The sequence below is a fragment of the Bradyrhizobium sp. WSM1743 genome (assembly GCF_000473065.1).
Taxonomy (GTDB): domain Bacteria; phylum Pseudomonadota; class Alphaproteobacteria; order Rhizobiales; family Xanthobacteraceae; genus Bradyrhizobium.
Map to the genome: position 1 here is coordinate 53,313 of NZ_AXAZ01000023.1, position 20,241 is coordinate 73,553.

Sequence of the window (20,241 nt, forward strand, 5' to 3'; positions counted from 1 at the left end):
GGGCGCAAGAAGAACCCGCGCGCCGGCCCAAGGAGGCGGGACGCGCCAATGGCAAGACACGGGGAACGCTGTGGCGGAGAGTGACAATATCGTCGTCGAGACCGCGGAGAAGATCTTCGCCGATCTCGCCGATCCGCAAACCATCAACAACGACAAGACGAATGCGTGGCAGGCGCCGCTGTGGCAGGCGCTGAGCGAAGCCGGCTTGCCGCTGTCCTGGGTGCCTGACGATCTCGGCGGCTCCGGCGCGAGCCTCGCCGACGGTTTTGCGTTGCTGAACGCCGCCGGCCGCTTCGCGGTCGCGGTGCCGCTGGCCGAGACCATGCTGGCCGGCTGGCTGCTGGCGCAGGCCAGAATCGCCTCCCCCGAAGGCGAGATGACGGTCGTGCCGGCGAGCCCGAAGGATCGCATCACCGTCGATGCCGACGGCGCGCTCTCCGGCCGGGCCCGCGGCGTGCCCTTTGCCAAAGCGGCGAAAAATTTTGCGGTGCTGGCGCACGGCAAGGATGGCGCGGTCATCGCGCTGATCGATGCGATGAAGGTGCGGATCGAGGCTGGCCTCAATGTCGGCTACGACCACAGCGACACCGTCACGCTCGACAGGATTCAGCCAATCACCACCAAGCCCGCACCGAAGGGCCTCGACCAGACCACGCTGATGCTGATGGGCGGCGTCGCGCGCAGCCTCCAGATCGCCGGCGCGCTGGAATCGGTGCTCGACATCTCCGTGCGCTATTCCAACGAGCGCGTCGCCTTTGAGAAGAAGATCTCGAAATTCCAGGCGGTGCAGCACAATCTCGCGCGCCTTGCCGGCGAATCCGCCGCAGCGCTTGCAGCGGCGACATCTGCCGCCGACGCGATCGCGAATGCAAAATCGTTCAACGACGAGGTCTATCTCGAAGCCGCCTCCGCAAAAATCCGCTGCGCCGAAGCCGCGGAGAAAGGCGGCGGCATCGCCCATCAGGTGCACGGCGCGATCGGCTTCACCATGGAACACATCCTGCACCGCTATTCGCTGCGCGCGCTGGCCTGGCGCGACGATTTCGGCTCGGAGAGCTACTGGGCCGTCGAGCTCGGCAAGCTGGTTGCGAGCCGCGGCGCCGATGAATTGTGGCCGCTCGTGGCGTCGCGCTGATCGGGGAGAGAACACATGACCGCTGCCCTCCGTTTCGATCCGATCCGCCTGCCGGAGAAATGCGAACAATTGCGCAAGGAAGTGCGCGCCTTCCTCGCCGAGGAAATCGCTGCCGGCACCTTCGATCCGCACAAGCCCAACCGCGAGGACACCGATGCGCCGGAATTTTCGCGCCGGGTCGGCGCCAAGGGCTGGCTGGGGATGACCTGGCCGAAGAAATATGGCGGCCAGGAGCGCTCGTTCCTCGAACGTTATGTGGTGACCGAGGAGATGCGCGTCGCCAATGCGCCGACGCGGCGCTTCTTCGTCGCAGACCGCCAGAGCGGCCCGGTGCTGCTGAAATACGCGCCCGAGCACATCAAGATGGAGATCCTGCCGCGCATCTGCCGCGGCGAGATCTGCTTTGCCATCGGCATGAGCGAGCCGAACTCCGGCTCCGACCTGTTCGCGGCGAAGACGCGCGCGACCAAGACCGACGGCGGCTATCTCATCAACGGCACCAAGATCTGGACCTCGTCGGCACACATCGCCGACTACATGATCGCGATCTTCCGGACCTCGCCGCCGACCAAGGAAAACCGCCGTCACGGCCTGACGCAATTCTTGGTCAAGATGAAGCAGCCGGGCATCAAGGTGAACCCGATCGGCCAGATCACCGGCCAGTACGAATTCAACGAGGTCGTCTTCACCGATCACTTCATTCCTGATGATCACGTGCTCGGCGAAGTCGACGGTGCCTGGAAGCAGGCGACGAGCGAGCTCGCCTATGAGCGATCGGGCCCCGAGCGTTTCCTCGAGACGTATTACGTGCTGACGGAGCTGGTGCGCGCGGTCGGTCCCAATCCGGATACGCGCAGCGCCGAAGGCATCGGCCGCCTCGTCGCGCAGCTCCACACCATGCGGCGCATGTCGGTCTCCGTTGCCGGCATGCTGGAAGCCGGCAAGGAGCCGGTGGTCGAAGCTTCGATCGTCAAGGATATCGGCACGGTGTGGGAGCAGCAGCTGCCGCACCGCGTGCGCGATCTCGCCGCCTTCGTCGAGGAGACCGCGACCAACCGCGAGACCTTGGAGCGGCAGCTCGACTTCGCCATCAAGACCGCACCGAAACTCACCATCCAGGGCGGCACCACTGAGGTGCTCCGCGGCATCATCGCCCGCGGGCTTGGCTTGCGCTAATTCAATCGAGGATCATCATGAGCACGTATAAAGACATCGGCGTCGAGAAGGTCGGGCACGTCGGCACCATCGAGATCCGCCGTCCGCCGCTCAACTTCTTCGACATCTCGCTGATCAACCAGATCGCGGATGCGCTCGACGAGTTCGACCGCGACGTCGAGATCCGCGCCTCGGTTCTGTCGGCGCAGGGCAAGGCATTCTGCGCCGGCGCCAATTTCGGCGATCCGGCACGGCAGGCACAGGAAGCGCGCGAGGCCGAACAAGTCAAGAAAGGCGATCCGGCCGACAATCTCGGGCCGATCAGCCATCTCTACATCCAGGCCGTGCGCATCTTCCGCGCCAAGAAGCCGATCGTTGCCGCCGTGCAGGGGGCGGCCATCGGCGGCGGCCTGGGCCTTGCAGTGTCGGCCGATTTCCGCGTCACCTGCCCGGAAGCGCGCTTCTCGGCGAATTTCACCAAGCTCGGGTTCCATCCCGGCTTCGGCCTGACTGTGACGCTGCCCGAACTGATCGGCAAGAACAACGCCGAGCTGATGTTCTACACCAGCCGCCGCGTCACCGGCGAAGAGGCGGTGAAGTGGGGCCTCGCCAACGAGCTGGTGCCGCAGGACCAGGTCAAGGCGGCCGCGATGAAGCTCGCCGGCGAGATCGCCGAATGCTCCCCGCTCGGCCTGCTCTCGACTCGCGCCACGATGCGCAACGGCCTCGCCGACCGCGTTATGGCCGCGACCAATCACGAGCTCGCCGAGCAGACGCGCCTGCGCGCGACGGAGGATTTTAGGGAAGGCGTGAAGGCCACGGAGGAACGGCGCGTGGCGAATTTTAAAGGGCGGTAGCGTACCCCGACCCGTCATCCTGAGGTGCGAACTGCACGGTGCACAGCACCGTGCAGGGAGCCTCGAAGGATGAACGGCGCCGGTGGCCGTCGCCCTTCGAGGCTCGCCGAAGAGGCCGAGCACCTCAGGGTGACGGATAACGAAGCACCAGATCAGCTCACGCGAAACGTCACCCCGCCCAGCAAGAACTCATTCCCCGCAACCGCAAGGCCCTTCGCCTTTGCGGTATGCAGCACCTGCGCCACGTCAGTCACCCGAAACTCCAGCGCGCTCATGATCTCGCTGGCGCCCTTCACGAAGCGGAAGGTTGCGTTCGGTAGTCTCAATTCGGCATCGCGCGGCGCAACGCCGATGATCTTGCCCCAGTGCTCCGCCAGCGCCGCCGGATCCGGGCTCTGCATCTCCACCGCCGTCAGGGCTTGTGTCACATCCTTGCGGATGAATTTTTGCCAATCGGGTCCCGCCGGCGGATAGGCGCCCAGGATGTCGTCGCTGCCTTCGGTGTGGTTGAACTCGATGAAGGCGGCGCGGCAGTCGCGGGGGTGGAGCTGCACACCGTGATAAGGCGCATGGTCGATGACGTTAGCTGTACGCACGCCGAGCGCGTTGGCGTTGCGGCCGCGCTCGTCCGGGTCATCGCAGCAGAAGATCGCCATATAGCCGCCGCGGCCGCCGGTCTTCTCAATGAAGCGGCCGGCCGTGGTGCCGTCCTTGAAGGGCGCCACCACTTCCAGCAGGATCGTGTCGACCGGGAGCAGCGCGTTCTCCAGACCGTATTTCGCGACATTGCCGTCGCGATAGCAGACGGAAAGGCCCATGATCCTGGCGATATCCGTGATCACAGGCTCGAGCTGCGGCGCGACCAGGCAGATTTGACGCAGCCGGATATAGGGCGCCATCGTCATGCGCCCTTGAACGTCGGCTTGCGCTTCTCGACGAAGGCCTTTGCGGCTTCCTTGTGGTCCTCGGTGTCGCCACAACGGGTGTGATGGATCGCCTCGCCGTCGAAACAGTCTTCCAGCGCCAGATGCTCGGCATTGTTGATGTTGCGCTTGATGAAGCCGAGCGCGATCGAGGGACCCTGCGCCAGCGACAGCGCGAGCTCGTGCGCGGCGGCGTCGATCTCGGCGTCGGGCACGACCTTGGTCACCATGCCGATCGCGTGCGCTTCCCTGGCCGTGAGCACCGGCGACATCAGATAGAGCTCGCGCGCCCGCGCGCTGCCTAGCAGCTGGGTGAGGAAATAGGTGCCGCCGTAATCGCCGGAGAAGCCGACTTTGGCAAAAGCGGTGGTGATCTTGCAGGACTCGGAGGCGATGCGCAGATCGCAGGATAGCGCCATCGACAGGCCGGCGCCGGCCGCCGCGCCATCGAGCTGCGCCACCACGGGCTTCGGCATCTGGTGCAGGATGCGCGAGACCTCCATGCCGCGGCGGAGGTTTGCGAGCTTCTGCTCGAACGGCAGCGGCGCGCGGCCTGCTGCCATCGACTTGACGTCGCCGCCGACGCAGAAAGAGCCGCCGGCGCCCCTAAACAGCACCGCCCGCACCTCGGGATCAGCAGCCGCACGCTGGGCCGCCTCGACCAGCCCGGCGACCATCTCGGGGTTGAGCGCGTTCTTCCGCTCCGGGCGGTTCATGGTGATGGTGAGCAGCCCGCCTTCGAGCTTTTGCAGGACCATGTCGTTCATGGGGCGTCTCCCTGGTTGTTATCTAGCCGAGCTATCACCACACCGTCATTGCGAGCGAAGCGAAGCAATCCAGGAATATTTCCGCAGATGCAGTCTGGATTGCTTCGTCGCAAGAGCTCCTCGCAATGACGTCGTGACTTACGTCACGCCGTCACTTCTTCACCAGCGGGCAGCGCGACTGCTCGAGCGACTGGAACGCCTCGCTGCCGGGGACGGTGGCGAGCAGCTTGTAATCGTCCCAGCGGCCCTTGGACTCCGAGGGCTTCTTCACCTCGAACAGGTACATGTCGTGGATCATGCGGCCGTCCTCGCGGATCTTGCCGCCCTTGGCGAAGAAGTCGTTGATCGGCGTCTCCTTCATCACCTTGATCACCGCCGCGGCGTCGGTGGTGCCGGCTGCCTTCACGGCTTTCAGGTAATGCGTGACGGAGGAATAGACGCCGGCCTGCGCCGAGGTCGGCACCCGCTTGGTGCGCTCCATGAAGCGCTTCGAGAATGCACGTGTGTCGTCGTTGAGGTCCCAGTAGAACGCCTCGGCGAGCAGCAAGCCCTGCGCGGTCTCCAGCCCGATCGAATCGATATCGGTGACGAAGGCGAGCAGCGGCGAGACCTTCTGGCCACCCTTGGTGATGCCGAACTCCGCCGCCTGCTTGATGGCGTTGATGGTGTCGCCGCCGGCATTCGCAAGCCCGATCACCTTGGCCTTGGAGGCCTGGGCCTGGAGCAGGAAGGACGAGAAGTCCGACGTGTTGAGCGGATGGCGGACGCCGCCGAGCACCTTGCCGCCGGTCTTGGTCACGACGGCGCTGGTGTCCTTCTCCAGATCCTGGCCGAAGGCGTAGTCGGCGGTGAGGAAGAACCAGCTGTCGAGGCCCGACTTCACGGCCGCAAGGCCGGTCACATTGGCCTGGCCGTAGGTGTCGAACACGTAGTGGATGGTGAAGGGACCGCAGGCCTCGTTGGTGAGACGGATCGAGCCCGGGCCGTTGAACATGATGATCTTGTTGCGCGCTTTGGCGATCTCGCCGGCGGCCAGCGCGGTCGCGGAGGCCGCGACGTCGTAGATCATCTCGACGCCCTGGTTGTCGAGCATGTCGCGGGCGATGTTGGCGGAGAGATCGGCCTTGTTGAGATGATCGGCCGCCAGCACCTGGATCTTGCGCCCCAGCACCTCGCCACCAAAATCCTCGACGGCCATCTTGGCCGCAGTCTCGCTGCCGGGGCCCGTGATATCTGCATAGAGGCTCGACATGTCGAGAATGCCGCCAATCTTCAGCGGGGGCTTGTCCTGAGCCTGCACCGCGCTCGCACTGAGGGCAAGCGACGCAGCAAAAATGCCCGACAAAATACTCTTCATGAAAAAGACCTCCCTTATCGCGCCGTGCTCTGATGGCGGCTTGGTTATTGCTCTTGGTGATCGCTGTTGCCGCAATCATGCCGCATGCGCAAGGGGGCAGCAAGCGCGGGGCGCGCAGTGTGTGCACGATTGCCGCGCATGTTTTCCGCAAAGCGGAATGGTAAGACGCGGACAAACGCTTCCACGTCATTGCGAGCACAGCGAAGCAATCCAGAATCCCTCCGCGGTGGCAGCCTGGATTTGCTTCCGCCTTCGCCAAAGGCTTCGGCGGACAAGTCGCTGCGCTCGCAATGACGGAGTATGGCGAAGCCTCTTCGCGACCCACTACGCATGAGCTATGGTTGGCACGCAACGCAACCTCTCCGGGTCACGTGACACAACGGTTTCACTTCATCGTCGCATGTCTTCTTGTCGCGAGTAACTCGGCGCTCGCGACACCCTGCCAATTCGAGTCGCAAGGCGAAGGCCGCGTCGCTGCCATCATCGATGCGCGCAGCGTCCGTCTCGACGATGGGCGCGAGATCCGCCTGACCGGCATCGAGCCGACGGCGACCACGAAGCAGGCGCTGGCCTCGCTGCTCACCGGCCGCGACGTGACGCTGCGCAGCCCCGACGACACGCCCGACCGGTACGGCCGCCAGGGTGCGCTGGTCTTCATCGGCGAAAGCGACAGCTCTGCGCAGGCCACGCTGCTGGCCCGGGGCGACGCCATGGTCTCGGCCGAGATCGTGGACAAGGACTGCGCGGCCGCCCTGATGGCGTCCGAGGCCGCGGCACGACGCCAAAAAATGGGCAGCTGGGCTGACCCGTCGGCCATAAAAACGCGGAAAGTCCGGACGATATTTTGGCGGAGATCGGGCGCTTTGCGGTAATCGAGGGCAAAGTCCTGTCAGTCCGGCAAGCTGGGGCAATGACCTACCTCAACTTCGGACGGAACTGGACACGTGGCTTTGCCGTGACTATTTCAAAGCGCACGCTACCGGCGTTCGAAGGGCTGGCATCGCCTTTAAGTCCTTGGAAAATAAACGTATTCGCGTTCGGGGCTGGGTGGAGGGGAATACGGGGCCGCGCATCGCTGTGCGCCTCGTGGGGCAGGTCGAGTTGCTGGGCGCAAACGAGCCGACAGGGGTAAGGCCTTAAGACAGGCCAGGCACGGGTTAAGCGACGTGGATGGGGTGCTAGAACGGCACGTACGGAGTGAACGCCGCCGGCTGCGGGCGGCGCCGGCTGCGCTGTGCCTCGTCCTGGGCACGGCCCTCGCCGGTTGTGGCGATATGGGCCGGTTCCAGACCACGGCGACCCCGGCGACCGTCGTGATGCCGAAGCCGAAGCCCGCCGTCGCCCAAACCCCCGCCACCGAGAAGGAGCACGAACGCATCCTGGCGAGCTATGGCGGCACCTATGACGATCCCAAGCTCGAGGCGCTCGTCAGCAAGACCGTCGACCGGCTGGTCGCAGCCTCCGACCGTCCCGACCAGGGCTACAAGGTCACCATCCTCAATTCCGGCGCGGTGAACGCCTTCGCGCTGCCGAACGGCCAGCTCTATGTCACGCGCGGCCTGCTTGCGCTCGCCAGCGACACCTCCGAATTGTCCTCCGTGCTCAGTCACGAGATGGCGCATGTGCTGTCCAAGCACGCGGCGATGCGCGAGGACCAGGCCCGCCAGGCCGCGATCGTCACCCGCGTCGTCACCGACATGAGCAACGATCCCGATCTCACCGCGCTCGCACTGGCCAAGACCAAGCTCACCATGGCGAGCTTCTCGCGCAAGCAGGAGTTCGAGGCCGACGGCATCGGCGTCGGAATCTCCGCCAAGGCGCATTTCGATCCTTATGGCGCAGCGCGCTTCCTGTCAGCGATGGAGCGCAATGCCGAGCTGAAGGCCGGCAAGAGCTCGCTCGATCCGCGCGCGCAGGATTTCACCTCGTCGCATCCGGCAACCCCCGAACGGGTGCAGAACGCGCAGAATATCGCGCGGCAATACACTGCGCCTGAAGGCGCCGAGCGCGACCGCGAAAGCTACCTCGCCGCGATCGACAACCTCGTCTACGGCGAAGACCCCAGCGAGGGTTTTGTCCGCGGCCGGCGTTTCCTGCATCCGAAGCTCGGCTTCACCTTCCAGGCGCCGGACAATTTCACGCTCGACAACACCGCGCAGGCCGTGATCGGCGTGCGCGAGGGCGGCGCACAGGCGATGCGCTTCGACGTCGTGCGCGTGCCGGCCGAGCAGTCGCTCGGCGACTATCTGAATTCGGGCTGGATGGAAGGCGTCGAGAAGGCCTCGACCGAGGATATCACCATCAACGGTTTCCCGGCGGCGTCCGCCACCGCCAAGGGCGATCAGTGGCAGTTCAAGGTCTATGCGCTGCGCTTCGGCAGCGACGTCTATCGCTTCATCTTCGCGACAAGGCAGAAGTCGACCGAGAGCGAGCGCAACGCGCGCGAGACCGTCAACTCGTTCCGCCGCCTGACGCTCGACGAGATCCAGGCCGCGCGCCCGCTGCGCATCAAGGTCATCACCGTGCAACCCGGCGATACCGTGGAGTCGCTCTCCCACCGCATGGCCGGCGTCGATCATCCCGCCGAGCGCTTCCGCGTGCTGAACGGACTCGATCGCACCGCGCAGGTGAAGGTGCGCGATCGCGTGAAGATCGTGGCGGATTGACGCTGCGAATTCCGTCGTCGTCCCGGGGCGCGCTTAGCGCGAATCCGGGATCTCGTTCTGCAAACTCCGCCGTCGTCCCGGACAAGCGTAAGCGCAGATCCGAGACCCATAGCCGCAGGATTTGGTTTGGCGAAGACTCGGAGTGCTCAGCCAGCTCCATAACCCCTCCCCCGGGATTATGGGTCCCGGATCGGCGAGTTGAGTAGGAGGAGCCGCCTGCGCGCCAATCAGCGCCCGGTGTCCATATCCCCCTTCTCGCGCTGGCCGCTGAGCCAGAGCGCGAGCAGGGTCCAGAACGCGCCGGACAAGAGATACGCACCCGAGGCGATGACGCCGAGATTGGTGGCAAGCAGCAGCGCGACCAGCGGGGCAAAGCCGGCGCCGAACAGCCAGGCCATATCAGAGGTCAACGCCGAGGCGGTGTAGCGGTACGCCTGCCTGAAGTTCGAGGCGATCGCGCCGGAGGACTGGCCGAAGGACAGGCCGAGCAGGATGAAGCCGATCACCATGTAGATGGTCTCGCCGAATGCACCGGCATCGAGCAGTTGCGGCGCGAAGCCGCTGTAGATCGCGATCGCGATCGCCGATCCCATCAGCAGCGATTTACGTCCGACACGGTCGGCGATGATGCCGGAGACAACGATCGCGGCGACGCCGAACACGGCGGCGACGATCTCGATGATCAGGAAGCGCACCGGGCTTTCGCGGGTGAACAGGAACACCCAGGACAGCGGAAACACCGTGACCATGTGGAACAGCGCGAAGCTCGCCAGCGGCGCGAATGCGCCGAGCATGATGTTCTGGCCTTCGCGCGCGACCGTTTCGGAGATGCGCGAGGGCTGCAATTCACGGGTCTCGAACAACGAGGCGTATTCCTCGGTCGTCACCATGCGCAGACGGGCGAACAGCGCCACGACGTTGATGGCAAACGCAACGAAGAACGGATAGCGCCAGCCCCAGTCGAAGAAATCATCGGCCGAGAGGTTGCCGGCGAAATAGGCGAACAGCGCGCTCGCGACAATCAGTCCGAGCGGGGCGCCGAGCTGCGGCACCATCGCGTACCAACCGCGTTTCGAAGCGGGTGCATTCAGCGCCAGCAGTGAAGCCATGCCGTCCCAGGCGCCGCCCCAGGCCAGACCCTGCGCGATACGAGCCAGCGCCAGCAGCCAGATCGCGGCGACGCCGATGTCGTGATAGCCGGGCAAGAACGCGAGCGCCACGGTCGCGGTGCCGAGCAGAAACAGCGCCGAGATCAGCTTGGCCGTTTTGCCGTAGGCACGGTCGATCGTCATGAAAATGACGGTGCCGATCGGCCGGGCCATGAAGGCCAGCGCGAAGATCATGAAAGAATAAAGGGTGCCGGTCAGTTCGCTCGCGAACGGGAACACCAGGCGCGGAAACACGATCACCGAGGCGATCGCGAAGACGAAGAAGTCGAAGAATTCCGAGGTGCGGCCGATGATGACGCCGATGGCGATCTCGCCGGGACTGGCCTGGTCGTGGCCGTGCTCGCCCGTGTGGAGGTCTGCCATTGCGGGGGTCTGTGCCGTCGCCATTCGTGCGCCCTTAACGTCCTGAAAACCAAAGCCGAACGCCCGGCCGGACGCCAGGCAATCTGCCCCTGTTTGACCCAACCTCCCGCACTGCAACATTGGACAAATTGTCCAATGTCCGGATTGCTGCGCCGCAGCTACCCGTTGGCCCCGCAAAGGAAACTCATTCTCAAAGGCTCGGCCCGTGTCTCGTCTCAAGATCCTGGCACTACTACCTCTGGCTGCCGCGCTCAGCGGCTGCGACTACGTTGTGCTGGCGCCAGCCGGCGACATCGCTGCCCAGCAGCGCGATCTCGTTATCATCTCCACCGTCCTGATGCTCCTGATCGTCGTCCCGGTGATGGCGCTGACGGTGCTGTTCGCCTGGCGCTATCGCCAGTCCAACACGGCCGCTCGCTACGAGCCGGAATGGGACCACTCGACCAAGCTCGAGCTGGTGATCTGGTCGGCGCCGCTCTTGATCATCGTCTGCCTGGGCGCGCTGACCTGGATGGGCACGCATCTGCTCGACCCCTATCGCACCCTCGGCCGCATCCATGCCGAGCGCGCCGTGGACCAGTCCAAAGCCCCGCTCGAGGTCGACGTGGTCGCGCTCGACTGGAAGTGGCTCTTCATCTATCCGGACTACGGCATTGCGACCGTCAACGAGTTGGCCGCGCCTGTCGATCGCCCGATCAACTTCCGTATCACCGCCTCTTCGGTGATGAACTCGTTCTACATCCCCGCGCTCGCCGGCCAGATCTATGCGATGCCGGGCATGGAGACCAAGCTCCACGCCGTCGTGAACCACGCCGGCACCTATAAGGGCTTCTCGGCGAACTACAGCGGCGCCGGCTTCTCCGGCATGCACTTCAACTTCCAGGGCCTCGACGACAAGGGCTTTGACGCCTGGATCGCCAGCGCCAAGTCGGCCGGCGGTTCGCTCGGCCGCTCCGAATATCTCCAGCTCGAAAAGCCCAGCCAGAACGAGCCGGTGCGTCGCTGGGGCACGGTCGATGCCGATCTCTACCGCCTGATCCTCAACATGTGCGTCGAGACCGGCAAGATGTGCCAGAGCGAGATGATGGCGATCGACGCCAAGGGCGGCAACGGCCATGAGGGCCTGAACAACACCCTGCCGCTCACTTACGACAAATATGCGCGCCGCGGCACGGTGCTCGGACCGGAGCCGACTTTCGTCGCCGGCGCCTGCACACCGGATGCGCCGCAAGGCCAGACCACCGCGTCGATCAAGGCCCCGGCCGACATTGCGCCGCTCACCGGCGCCGGATTGAAGCGGCCGACCTTCACGCCGCTGAAATCCTCGTCCTTCTTCCTCGGACTGCGTCCGAAGTCAGATTCCTAAAGAGAACGCGCATGTCTCCTGAACTTCTCAAGCTCATCTTCGGCCGGCTCGGCTTCGAATCGCTGCCGCTGCACGAGCCGATCGTCGTCGGCACTTTCGTGGTGGTCGCGCTCGGTGGCGCCGCGCTGCTCGGCGGCCTCACCTATTTCCGGCTCTGGGGCTATCTCTGGCGCGAATGGTTCACCACCGTGGACCACAAGCGCATCGGCATCATGTACATGATCCTCGGCATCGTGATGCTGCTGCGCGGCTTTGCCGACGCGCTGATGATGCGCGGCCAGCAGATGCTCGCCTTTGGCGGCTCCGAAGGCTATCTCAACGCCCATCACTACGACCAGGTCTTCACCGCCCACGGCGTGATCATGATCTTCTTCGTGGCGATGCCGCTGGTCACCGGCCTGATGAACTACGTCGTGCCGCTCCAGATCGGCGCGCGCGACGTGTCGTTCCCGTTCCTGAACAATTTCAGCTTCTGGATGACGGTCGGCGGCGCGGTGCTGGTGATGGCCTCGCTGTTCATCGGCGAATTCGCCCGCACCGGCTGGCTGGCTTATCCGCCGCTCTCGAACATCGGCTACAGTCCTGATGTCGGCGTCGACTACTACATCTGGGCACTGCAGGTCGCCGGCGTCGGCACGACGTTATCCGGCATCAACCTGATCTGCACCATCGTCAAGCTGCGCTGCCCCGGCATGACCATGATGAAGATGCCGGTGTTCACCTGGACCTCGCTCTGCACCAACGTGCTGATCGTCGCCTCCTTCCCGGTCCTGACCGTCGTGCTCGCGCTGCTGTCGCTCGACCGCTACGTCGGTACCAACTTCTTCACCAACGACTTCGGCGGCAGCCCGATGATGTACGTGAACCTGATCTGGATCTGGGGCCACCCCGAGGTCTACATCCTGGTTCTCCCGGCGTTCGGCATCTTCTCCGAGGTCACCTCGACCTTCTCCGGCAAGCGGCTGTTCGGCTACACCTCGATGGTCTACGCCACGGTCGTCATCACCATCCTGTCGTACCTGGTCTGGCTGCACCACTTCTTCACGATGGGCTCGGGTGCCAGCGTCAACTCGTTCTTCGGCATCACCACGATGATCATCTCGATCCCGACGGGCGCGAAGATGTTCAACTGGCTGTTCACGATGTACCGCGGCCGCATCCGCTACGAATTGCCGATGATGTGGACCATCGCCTTCATGCTGACCTTCGTGATCGGCGGCATGACCGGCGTGCTGCTCGCGGTGCCGCCGGCCGACTTCGTCCTGCACAACAGCCTGTTCCTGATCGCACACTTCCACAACGTGATCATCGGCGGCGTGGTGTTCGGCGCCTTCGCCGGCATCAACTACTGGTTCCCGAAGGCGTTCGGCTTCAAGCTCGATCCGTTCTGGGGCAAGATGTCGTTCTGGTTCTGGGTCACCGGCTTCTACCTCGCCTTCATGCCGCTCTACGTGCTCGGCCTGATGGGCGTGACCCGCCGCCTGCGCGTGTTCGACGATCCTTCGCTCCAGATCTGGTTCGTCATCGCCGCGATCGGTGCCGTCTTCGTCTTCATCGGCATCCTCTCGATGCTGATGCAGTTCGCAGTCAGCCTCCTCAAGCGCGAGCAGCTCAAGGACGTCACCGGCGATCCCTGGGATGCGCGCACGCTGGAATGGGCGACCTCCTCGCCGCCGCCGGACTACAACTTCGCCTTCACCCCCGTCGTTCACGACAATGACGCGTGGTGGGACATGAAGAAGCGCGGCTACCAGCGTCCGCTCACCGGGTTCAAGCCGATCCACATGCCGAGCAGCACCGGCACCGGCGTCATCCTCGCCGGCCTTGCCACCGCGATGGGATTCGGCCTGATCTGGTACATCTGGTGGCTCGCCGCCGTGAGCTTCATCGCGATGCTCGCCGTCGGCATCGGCCACACCTTCAACTATCACCGCGACTTCGACATTCCGGCTGAAGACGTCATCCGGACCGAGGACGCGCGCACCAAACTGCTCGCCGGAGCCAAGTAAATGACGATCGCTGTCAATCCCACCCAAACCGGCGAGCCGGTCTTCTATCTCGCCGACGAGCATCCGCATCCGGAAGGCTACAGCACCTCGCTCGGCTTCTGGATCTACCTGATGAGCGACTGCCTCATCTTCGCGATCCTGTTCGCCACCTTCGGCGTGCTCGGCGGCAACTACGCCGCCGGCCCCGCGCCGAAGGACCTGTTCGACCTGAACCTGGTCGCGGTGAACACGTCGATGCTGCTGCTGTCGTCGATCACCTACGGCTTTGCGATGCTGACGATGCAGCAGAACAAGATCGCCCAGACCCAGATGTGGCTGGCGATCACCGGCCTGTTCGGCGCCGCCTTCATCGGCATCGAGCTCACCGAGTTCGCCCACATGATCCATGAGGGCGCCACCCCGCAGCGCAGCGCCTTCCTGTCCGCCTTCTTCACCCTGGTCGGCACCCACGGCCTGCACGTCAGTTGCGGCCTGATCTGGCTGGTGACGCTGATGGTGCAGGTCCAAAAATTCGGCCTGATCGAGGCCAATCGCCGCCGCCTGATGTGCCTGTCGATGTTCTGGCATTTCCTCGACGTGGTCTGGATCGGCGTCTTCACCTTCGTCTATCTCCTGGGAGTTCTGCGATGAGCACCGATACCCACGCAGCCGGCGCGCACGATCATCACCACGGCGACGGCCACGCCCACGGCACGTTCTCGAGCTACATGCTCGGTTTCGTGCTCTCGGTGGTGCTCACCGCGATCCCGTTCTGGCTGGTGATGAGCGGTACGCTGCCGAGCAAGCAGGTCACCGCGCTGGTGATCATGGCGTTCGCGATCGTGCAGATCGTCGTGCACATGATCTATTTCCTGCACATGAACACGACGTCCGAGAACGGCTGGAGCATGATGGCGCTGATCTTCACCATCGTGATGGTTGTGATCGCACTGTCCGGTTCGCTGTGGGTGATGAGCCACCTCAACAGCAACATGATGCCGGTCCACCAGATGACGGGAATGAAGTGAGCAAGACTCTAGAGTGAGCAAGATTCGGACCGTGATGAGCAAGACAGGAGGGACGCACAGCGAGGCTGTGCGCGCCCCCGCCTTGTGGCTCACGGTCCTCTCGCTCATCGCCCTTGGACTTCTGATCGCGCTCGGCGTCTGGCAGATCGAGCGCCGCGCCTGGAAGCTGGCGCTGATCGACCGCGTCGAGCAGCGCGTCCACGCTCCGGCCCAACCGATCCCCTCGCCCGCTTCGTGGCCCACCATCAGCGCCGCAAATGACGAATACAGGCACGTCAGCGTCAGCGGCCGTTTCCTGCATGACCGCGAGACGCTGGTTCAGGCCGTCACCGAGGAGGGCCCGGGCTATTGGGTGCTGACGCCGCTCAAGCGTGATGACGGCACACTGGTGCTGATCAACCGCGGCTTCGTGCCGTCCGAGCGGCGCGACGTGTCGACGCGCAGGGACGGCAATCCCGACGGTCAGGTCGAGATCACCGGCCTGCTCCGCGTGACGGAGCCGAAGGGCGGTTTTCTCCGGAACAACGTGCCCCAGCACAACCGCTGGTACTCGCGGGACGTCGCCGCCATCACGACGGCACGCGGCCTTCATGACGTCGCGCCCTTCTTCGTGGACGCCGACGCCGGATCACAAATCGCCGGCGGTCCGATCGGCGGATTGACCGTGATCCGCTTTCCCAATAACCACCTGATCTACGCGCTGACGTGGTTTGCCCTGGCTTTCATGCTGGCCGGCAGGTTTTTCGTCACCTTCGGCGGCGGGCTGTTCCGCCGCAGGCGCTTCGTCCAGGAACCGGCTGGCGGCTCGGATGCCGCCGCCCGCAGGACGGGATCAGATGCTGGAACGATCGTCGAGCCGACCTGACGACGGGAAGACGCTTCCCCAAACACTTGCCCATGGCGGCGGGCCCGTCACGCTGCAATCGCAGGCGGACGCGCGCAGCGAGCTGATCGGCCCGGCTCCGACCGACGACGAGACCAACCGCAAGAACATGGCGCTGCTGATCCAGCTGCGCTGGACCGCGGTGGTCGGCCAGATCGTTACCATCGGTGCCGTGCATTTCGGCCTCGGGATTCCCCTGCCGCTGGAACGGATGGGCGCGGTGATCGGCGCGCTGGTGCTGCTCAACGTCTCCAGCCTGGTATGGGTGCGCCATCGCGCCGCGATCACCAACAACGAGCTCCTGGTCGCCTTGATGCTGGACGTCGCCGCGCTGACCGCGCAGCTCTATCTCTCCGGCGGCGCCACCAATCCCTTCACCTCGCTGTTCCTGCTCCAGGTGACGCTCGGCGCGGTGCTGCTCGATGCGCGCTCAACGTGGTCGCTGGTGGCGCTGACCTGCGCGAGCTTCGTCTGGCTGACATTGGCCTACCGGCCGCTCGACCTGCCGCCGAACCCGCTGAGCGAGACCTACAGTCTCACGATTGCCGGCATGCTCCTGGGCTTCGTGCTCAACGCCGTATTGCTGGTCGTGTTCGTCACCCGCATCAACAGGAATTTGCGCGAGCGCGACGCGCATCTGGCAGCGCTGCGCCAGCATGCCGCCGAGCAGGACCACATCGTGCGCATGGGCCTGCTCGCCTCCGGCGCCGCACATGAGCTCGGCACACCGCTCGCTTCGCTCTCGGTGATCCTCAGCGACTGGCGCCGCATGCCGGATCTCGCCGCCGACCAGGAGCTGGCCGAGGACCTCGCGGAGATGGAGACCTCGCTGCAGCGCTGCAAGTCGATCGTCACAGGTATCCTGGTGTCGGCCGGCGAAGCGCGCGGCGAAGGCTCCTCGCCGACGACGGTGACGGCTTTCGTCACCGCGCTGGTCGACGAATGGCGCAACGCGCGCTCGGCCCGCACGCTCTACTTCGTCAACACCTTCGGCGAGGACGTCGCGATCGTCTCCGACGTTGCGCTGAAGCAGGTGATCTTCAACGTGCTCGACAATGCCTATGAGGTCTCGCGCGACTGGGTCGAGCTGATGGCCGAGCGCGAAGGCGACAATCTCGTGCTGTCGATCTCCGACCGCGGCCCCGGCTTTGCGCCGGAGATGCTGGCGCAGCTCGGCAAGCCCTACCAGTCGAGCAAGGGCCGCGCCGGCGGCGGGCTCGGCCTGTTCCTGGTGGTGAACGTCGTACGCAAGCTGGGTGGCAGCGTGACCGCCGAGAACCACAGGAAGCGCGGCGCCACGGTGCGCCTGACGCTGCCGCTCGCAACGCTTGCGATCGGAGGGAATTTTGACGCCTGACCGTTCACTCATCGTCGTCGAGGACGACGCCGGCTTCGCCCGCACGCTGAAGCGCTCGTTCGAGCGCCGCGGCTACGAGGTCGTGCTCGCCGCCTCGATCGAGGAGGTGCGCCAAGTCCTGGAGGAGCGCAGCTTCGGCCACGCCGTGGTCGATCTCAAGCTCGGCGGCGCCTCGGGCCTCGCCTGTGTCGAGCTCTTGCACACGCACGATCCCGACATGCTGATCGTGGTGCTGACCGGCTTTGCCAGCATCTCCACCGCCGTCGAAGCGATCAAGCTCGGCGCCTGCCACTATCTGGCAAAGCCATCGAACACCGACGACATCGAGGCCGCCTTTCACAAGGCCGAAGGCAACGCTGAGGTCGCGCTCGATGCCCGGCCGACCTCGATCAAGACGCTGGAATGGGAGCGCATCCACCAGACCCTGATCGAGACGGAGTTCAACATCTCGGAGGCGGCGCGACGGCTGGGCATGCACCGGCGGACGCTGGCACGGAAGCTCGAGAAGCGGCCGGTGAAGTAGGATGTTTTCGCTGGCCAGCCGGTCGCGATCCTCCGCCCAACTGCGTGAGCGGAAGACGCAGTCCGCCACGTGCGATCCCGGAGGGAGTGCAATTGCGGCCTACGCTTCCGCCCTCGCTGTCCGAGCGTCAGCAGACGACATCACTAACAACACGACGATCGAGGGTGGCTCGCACTATTATTGCGCCGCCACGTTCCCGTTGGCGTCGCGGTCATTCTTCGGGTTGTAGCCGGAGTCGTGGAGATTCTGCAGGTACATGCCGTGATCGCCGCTGTTCGTACCGCCCATCCACCCCATTGGAGGCGGAGATGCGGAAGTGGCGGCGTTTGCGTTCACCGCGTGGTGATGACGGTGATGCGCTGCCGAGGCGGCAGAAGCCGAGAGAGTAACGATCGCGAGAGCGACGAGCAGTTTTCCTGTCATGGGTAGCACCTCCTAGATTTTGCCCCACTAGGTTTGGCCCCGTAGCGTTACAGGCCATAGCACAACCTAAGCGTTTGCGGAACTCGCAGCGTTCTCCGTCACCGCAAAGTGAAATGCGCCTCGACCTCAGCAATTCCTGCAGCAGAGTTGGTCACGCGCGAGGCGGTCACTGGCATCGCGTTGTCTTGCGCGATGGGTGTCGACGTGAAGGCGAATTGGGTGAGAGCAGCCCGTCCTCCCGTTTTCTGAACGGAGAAGGAGGCATTGGGCTACGCTTTCGCTGACCTTGCGAAGCGACGTCCATCAAACAAAAAGCCCGGCCGAATGGCCGGGCTTTTGATCTGTTGCGATCGACGCGACGTGGCGCTTACGCGGCCTCGTCGGCGACGGTGGTGTCGTCGCCATCGGTATCGTCGGTATCGCCCTCGGCATCCGTGTCGGCTTCGCCGTCGGCGGCTTCCGCCTTGGCGCTGGCGCGGCGCGGGCTCTTGGCGAGCTGGGCCTCGATCTCCTTGACCGCTTCGGTCTCGGTCGAGTGCTGCACCACTGCGATCTCACGGGAGAGACGGTCGAGCGCCGCTTCATAGAGCTGGCGTTCCGAATACGACTGCTCCGGCTGCGACTCCGAGCGATAGAGGTCGCGCACGACTTCGGCGATCGCGACGATGTCGCCCGAATTGATCTTCGCTTCGTATTCCTGGGCGCGGCGCGACCACATGGTGCGCTTGACGCGCGCACGGCCCTTGAGCGTCTCCAGCGCCTTCTTGACCAGCGCCGGATCGGAGAGCTTGCGCATGCCGACATTGGCGACCTTGGCGGTCGGAACGCGCAGCGTCATCTTATCCTTGATGAAGTTGATGACGAACAGCTCGAGCTTCGCACCGGCGATCTCCTGCTCCTCGATGGCCAGGATCTGTCCGACGCCGTGCGCGGGATAGACGACGAATTCGTTGGCCTTGAAGCCCTGACGCTGGGTCACGACCTTCTTTTCCTCGACCTTCGGCGCAGCAGCGGGCTTGGCGGCCGGCTTGGCGGCGGCGGGAGCCTTGGAAGGCGCAGCAGCAACAGGGGCCTTCGTCGCGGGCTTGGCAGCGGGGGCCTTGGCAGTCACGGGCTTGGCAGTCACAGGCTTGGCAGCAGCAGGCTTGGCAGCGGTCGCTTTCGCGGCCGGTTTGGCAGTCTTGTTAGGCATTGCGCTTCTTTTGTTCTTCGAGGACTTTGCAGCCGGCGCTTTCGTCGCGGTCCGACCCTTGGATGCGCTACGGCTGGCCGCGGCGACTTTTTTGGCCTCCTTATGGGAAGCCCTCGCTGAAGTACTCTTTTTACGCGTTTTCTGTGACACAGCCTGCGCGCGGAAACTGCCACGCCCCTGTTCGACATTTGGTTTCACGGGAACCCAGAGGGGCCAACGGGGCTGACGGGTTCGGCTTAATGTGCCCAATATAGCACATTTCCCGCAAAAATCAATGATTTAGGGGTCTTGAGGGCTGGTTTTCGCCGGCAACGCCGCTATTAGGGTTAAGTTTGGGCGCGATTTAGTCCCCAGAACCCGGGTTCGGAGAAAAATATTTCTCGAACTTGCCCTCCATGCCGTCGAATTCCTTGGCATCGGCGGGTGATTCTTTCTTCTGGGTGATGTTGGGCCAGCTCTTGGCGTAGTCGGCGTTGACCTGGAGCCACTTTTCGAGGCCGGGTTCCGTGTCCGGCTTGATGGCGTCGGCGGGGCATTCCGGCTCGCACACACCGCAATCGATGCACTCGTCGGGGTGGATGACGAGCATGTTGTCACCCTCGTAGAAGCAGTCGACCGGGCAGACCTCGACGCAGTCGGTGTACTTGCACTTGATGCAGTTTTCAGTGACGACGTAAGTCATCCAACGCTCCGAAAAGCTCTTTTAAGAGTCGCGGCTTGCCTAGCGCGGATGGCCCGGCGCCGCAAGGTCGGGAAGGCCCGATCATGACGGCTTTGTGTGTTTGATCGACCAAGAAATGAATAGGAAGCGCAATTAATTGCGCGTCCCGAGCTCTTCGTAGAGCACTCGTGCCGAGGCGGCATCGCCGCGGCGTTCGTTGAAGCCCGTCACCTTGAGGACGCGCACCGTGCGGTCGAGCGCGATGGTGAGCACGTCGCCGATCTTGATGGCATGCCCTGGCGAGGTCTCGCGCGCGCCGTTGAGGCGGACATGGCCTGTGACGACGAGCTCGGCCGCGGAGGTGCGCGCCTTCACCACCCGCGCGTGCCACAGCCATTTGTCGAGGCGCTGCCGTTCCGTCGTCGTGG

The 20,241-nt window shown here is 64.3% G+C and carries 18 protein-coding genes and 2 pseudogenes; 12 read left to right on the forward strand and 8 right to left on the reverse strand.

The genetic code is table 11. The features are described 5' to 3' along the window. Window positions 1-70 precede the first annotated feature (70 nt). From YU9_RS0116510 to YU9_RS0116520, 3 genes are read left to right on the forward strand one after another with little or no spacing between them, the layout of a single operon-like run. The gene (locus tag YU9_RS0116510; protein ID WP_027573853.1) at window positions 71-1,135 is read left to right on the forward strand and encodes an acyl-CoA dehydrogenase family protein; all 1,065 of its coding nucleotides are present in this window, start codon (window positions 71-73) and stop codon (window positions 1,133-1,135) included. Between the two features lie 15 nt (window positions 1,136-1,150). Beyond that, window positions 1,151-2,311 (forward strand): acyl-CoA dehydrogenase family protein, encoded by a 1,161-nt coding sequence (locus YU9_RS0116515; RefSeq protein ID WP_027573854.1) that lies wholly within the window; start codon window positions 1,151-1,153, stop codon window positions 2,309-2,311. A 17-nt stretch (window positions 2,312-2,328) separates the two neighbouring features. Further along, entirely contained in the window at window positions 2,329-3,147 is an 819-nt protein-coding gene (locus tag YU9_RS0116520) for an enoyl-CoA hydratase/isomerase family protein (RefSeq protein ID WP_027573855.1), read from the forward strand. Window positions 3,148-3,299: 152 nt separating this feature from the next. Here YU9_RS0116520 and YU9_RS0116525 read toward each other — a convergent pair whose 3' ends face one another. The 3 genes from YU9_RS0116525 to YU9_RS0116535 all read right to left on the reverse strand — a co-directional run bounded on the left by YU9_RS0116525 (window position 3,300) and on the right by YU9_RS0116535 (window position 6,194). After that, window positions 3,300-4,046, reverse strand: a complete 747-nt coding sequence (locus tag YU9_RS0116525) for a hypothetical protein (RefSeq protein WP_027573856.1) — start codon at window positions 4,044-4,046, stop codon at window positions 3,300-3,302. A gap of 2 nt (window positions 4,047-4,048) precedes the next feature. After that, window positions 4,049-4,837: an enoyl-CoA hydratase gene (locus tag YU9_RS0116530; protein WP_027573857.1), complete on the reverse strand. Its 789-nt coding sequence runs from the start codon at window positions 4,835-4,837 to the stop codon at window positions 4,049-4,051. Window positions 4,838-4,988: 151 nt separating this feature from the next. Next, window positions 4,989-6,194 carry an ABC transporter substrate-binding protein gene (locus YU9_RS0116535; protein ID WP_027573858.1) on the reverse strand — a complete coding sequence of 402 codons (1,206 nt, stop codon included), beginning with the start codon at window positions 6,192-6,194 and terminating at the stop codon, window positions 4,989-4,991. Between the two features lie 290 nt (window positions 6,195-6,484). Between YU9_RS0116535 and YU9_RS41560 the strand changes: the two are divergent. Beyond that, window positions 6,485-7,334 (forward strand): annotated as a pseudogene (locus YU9_RS41560) (thermonuclease family protein). 134 nt (window positions 7,335-7,468) lie between these two features. Beyond that, window positions 7,469-8,860, forward strand: coding sequence for a M48 family metalloprotease (locus tag YU9_RS0116545; protein ID WP_027573859.1), 1,392 nt, complete (start codon window positions 7,469-7,471; stop codon window positions 8,858-8,860). A gap of 227 nt (window positions 8,861-9,087) precedes the next feature. Here YU9_RS0116545 and YU9_RS0116550 read toward each other — a convergent pair whose 3' ends face one another. Continuing rightward, the gene (locus YU9_RS0116550; protein ID WP_027573860.1) at window positions 9,088-10,416 is read right to left on the reverse strand and encodes an MFS transporter; all 1,329 of its coding nucleotides are present in this window, start codon (window positions 10,414-10,416) and stop codon (window positions 9,088-9,090) included. Between the two features lie 181 nt (window positions 10,417-10,597). Between YU9_RS0116550 and cyoA the strand changes: the two genes are divergently transcribed. Genes cyoA through YU9_RS0116585 form a run of 7 tightly spaced genes read left to right on the forward strand, consistent with a single transcriptional unit; the run spans window position 10,598 to window position 17,537 of the window. Then, entirely contained in the window at window positions 10,598-11,758 is a 1,161-nt protein-coding gene (gene cyoA / locus YU9_RS0116555; protein WP_027573861.1) for a ubiquinol oxidase subunit II, read from the forward strand. An 11-nt stretch (window positions 11,759-11,769) separates the two neighbouring features. Beyond that, the gene (gene cyoB / locus YU9_RS0116560) at window positions 11,770-13,767 is read left to right on the forward strand and encodes a cytochrome o ubiquinol oxidase subunit I (RefSeq protein WP_027573862.1); all 1,998 of its coding nucleotides are present in this window, start codon (window positions 11,770-11,772) and stop codon (window positions 13,765-13,767) included. Next, window positions 13,768-14,397, forward strand: a complete 630-nt coding sequence (gene cyoC, locus YU9_RS0116565; RefSeq protein WP_027573863.1) for a cytochrome o ubiquinol oxidase subunit III — start codon at window positions 13,768-13,770, stop codon at window positions 14,395-14,397. Next, window positions 14,394-14,774, forward strand: coding sequence for a cytochrome o ubiquinol oxidase subunit IV (gene cyoD / locus YU9_RS0116570; protein ID WP_027573864.1), 381 nt, complete (start codon window positions 14,394-14,396; stop codon window positions 14,772-14,774). Before cyoC ends, cyoD begins: the two co-directional genes overlap by 4 nt. Window positions 14,775-14,787: 13 nt before the next feature. Next, complete coding sequence (locus YU9_RS0116575; protein WP_027573865.1) at window positions 14,788-15,639, forward strand: SURF1 family protein; 852 nt, start codon at window positions 14,788-14,790, stop codon at window positions 15,637-15,639. After that, a complete protein-coding gene (locus tag YU9_RS0116580) occupies window positions 15,611-17,014 on the forward strand; it encodes an ATP-binding protein (RefSeq protein WP_027573866.1) in 1,404 nt (467 codons plus the stop codon). Before YU9_RS0116575 ends, YU9_RS0116580 begins: the two co-directional genes overlap by 29 nt. Further along, window positions 17,004-17,537 carry a response regulator transcription factor gene (locus tag YU9_RS0116585; protein ID WP_027573867.1) on the forward strand — a complete coding sequence of 178 codons (534 nt, stop codon included), beginning with the start codon at window positions 17,004-17,006 and terminating at the stop codon, window positions 17,535-17,537. Before YU9_RS0116580 ends, YU9_RS0116585 begins: the two co-directional genes overlap by 11 nt. A gap of 177 nt (window positions 17,538-17,714) precedes the next feature. Here the strand turns inward: YU9_RS0116585 and YU9_RS47760 are convergent, their stop codons facing one another. From YU9_RS47760 to YU9_RS0116605, 4 genes and pseudogenes are all read right to left on the reverse strand, one after another. Further along, complete coding sequence (locus YU9_RS47760) at window positions 17,715-17,960, reverse strand: hypothetical protein (RefSeq protein WP_156951934.1); 246 nt, start codon at window positions 17,958-17,960, stop codon at window positions 17,715-17,717. 367 nt (window positions 17,961-18,327) lie between these two features. Then, the gene (locus tag YU9_RS0116595) at window positions 18,328-19,152 is read right to left on the reverse strand and encodes a CarD family transcriptional regulator (RefSeq protein ID WP_084298964.1); all 825 of its coding nucleotides are present in this window, start codon (window positions 19,150-19,152) and stop codon (window positions 18,328-18,330) included. A 343-nt stretch (window positions 19,153-19,495) separates the two neighbouring features. Continuing rightward, entirely contained in the window at window positions 19,496-19,834 is a 339-nt protein-coding gene (fdxA, locus tag YU9_RS0116600; RefSeq protein ID WP_018643465.1) for a ferredoxin FdxA, read from the reverse strand. 132 nt (window positions 19,835-19,966) lie between these two features. Beyond that, a pseudogene (locus YU9_RS0116605) lies at window positions 19,967-20,230 on the reverse strand (RNA-binding S4 domain-containing protein); the annotation flags it as partial. Window positions 20,231-20,241: the final 11 nt, after the last annotated feature.

Bases quoted from the DNA above. Each gene is read 5' to 3' on its own strand.
- YU9_RS0116515 (WP_027573854.1), top strand. From the start codon at position 1,151: ATGACCGCTGCCCTCCGTTTCGATCCGATCCGCCTGCCGGAGAAATGC.
- YU9_RS0116520 (WP_027573855.1), top strand. From the start codon at position 2,329: ATGAGCACGTATAAAGACATCGGCGTCGAGAAGGTCGGGCACGTCGGC.
- YU9_RS0116525 (WP_027573856.1), bottom strand. From the start codon at position 4,046: ATGGCGCCCTATATCCGGCTGCGTCAAATCTGCCTGGTCGCGCCGCAG.
- YU9_RS0116530 (WP_027573857.1), bottom strand. From the start codon at position 4,837: ATGAACGACATGGTCCTGCAAAAGCTCGAAGGCGGGCTGCTCACCATC.
- YU9_RS0116535 (WP_027573858.1), bottom strand. From the start codon at position 6,194: ATGAAGAGTATTTTGTCGGGCATTTTTGCTGCGTCGCTTGCCCTCAGT.
- YU9_RS0116545 (WP_027573859.1), top strand. From the start codon at position 7,469: ATGGGCCGGTTCCAGACCACGGCGACCCCGGCGACCGTCGTGATGCCG.
- YU9_RS0116550 (WP_027573860.1), bottom strand. From the start codon at position 10,416: ATGGCGACGGCACAGACCCCCGCAATGGCAGACCTCCACACGGGCGAG.
- cyoB (WP_027573862.1), top strand. From the start codon at position 11,770: ATGTCTCCTGAACTTCTCAAGCTCATCTTCGGCCGGCTCGGCTTCGAA.
- cyoC (WP_027573863.1), top strand. From the start codon at position 13,768: ATGACGATCGCTGTCAATCCCACCCAAACCGGCGAGCCGGTCTTCTAT.
- cyoD (WP_027573864.1), top strand. From the start codon at position 14,394: ATGAGCACCGATACCCACGCAGCCGGCGCGCACGATCATCACCACGGC.
- YU9_RS0116580 (WP_027573866.1), top strand. From the start codon at position 15,611: ATGCTGGAACGATCGTCGAGCCGACCTGACGACGGGAAGACGCTTCCC.
- YU9_RS47760 (WP_156951934.1), bottom strand. From the start codon at position 17,960: ATGACAGGAAAACTGCTCGTCGCTCTCGCGATCGTTACTCTCTCGGCT.
- YU9_RS0116595 (WP_084298964.1), bottom strand. From the start codon at position 19,152: ATGCCTAACAAGACTGCCAAACCGGCCGCGAAAGCGACCGCTGCCAAG.
- fdxA (WP_018643465.1), bottom strand. From the start codon at position 19,834: ATGACTTACGTCGTCACTGAAAACTGCATCAAGTGCAAGTACACCGAC.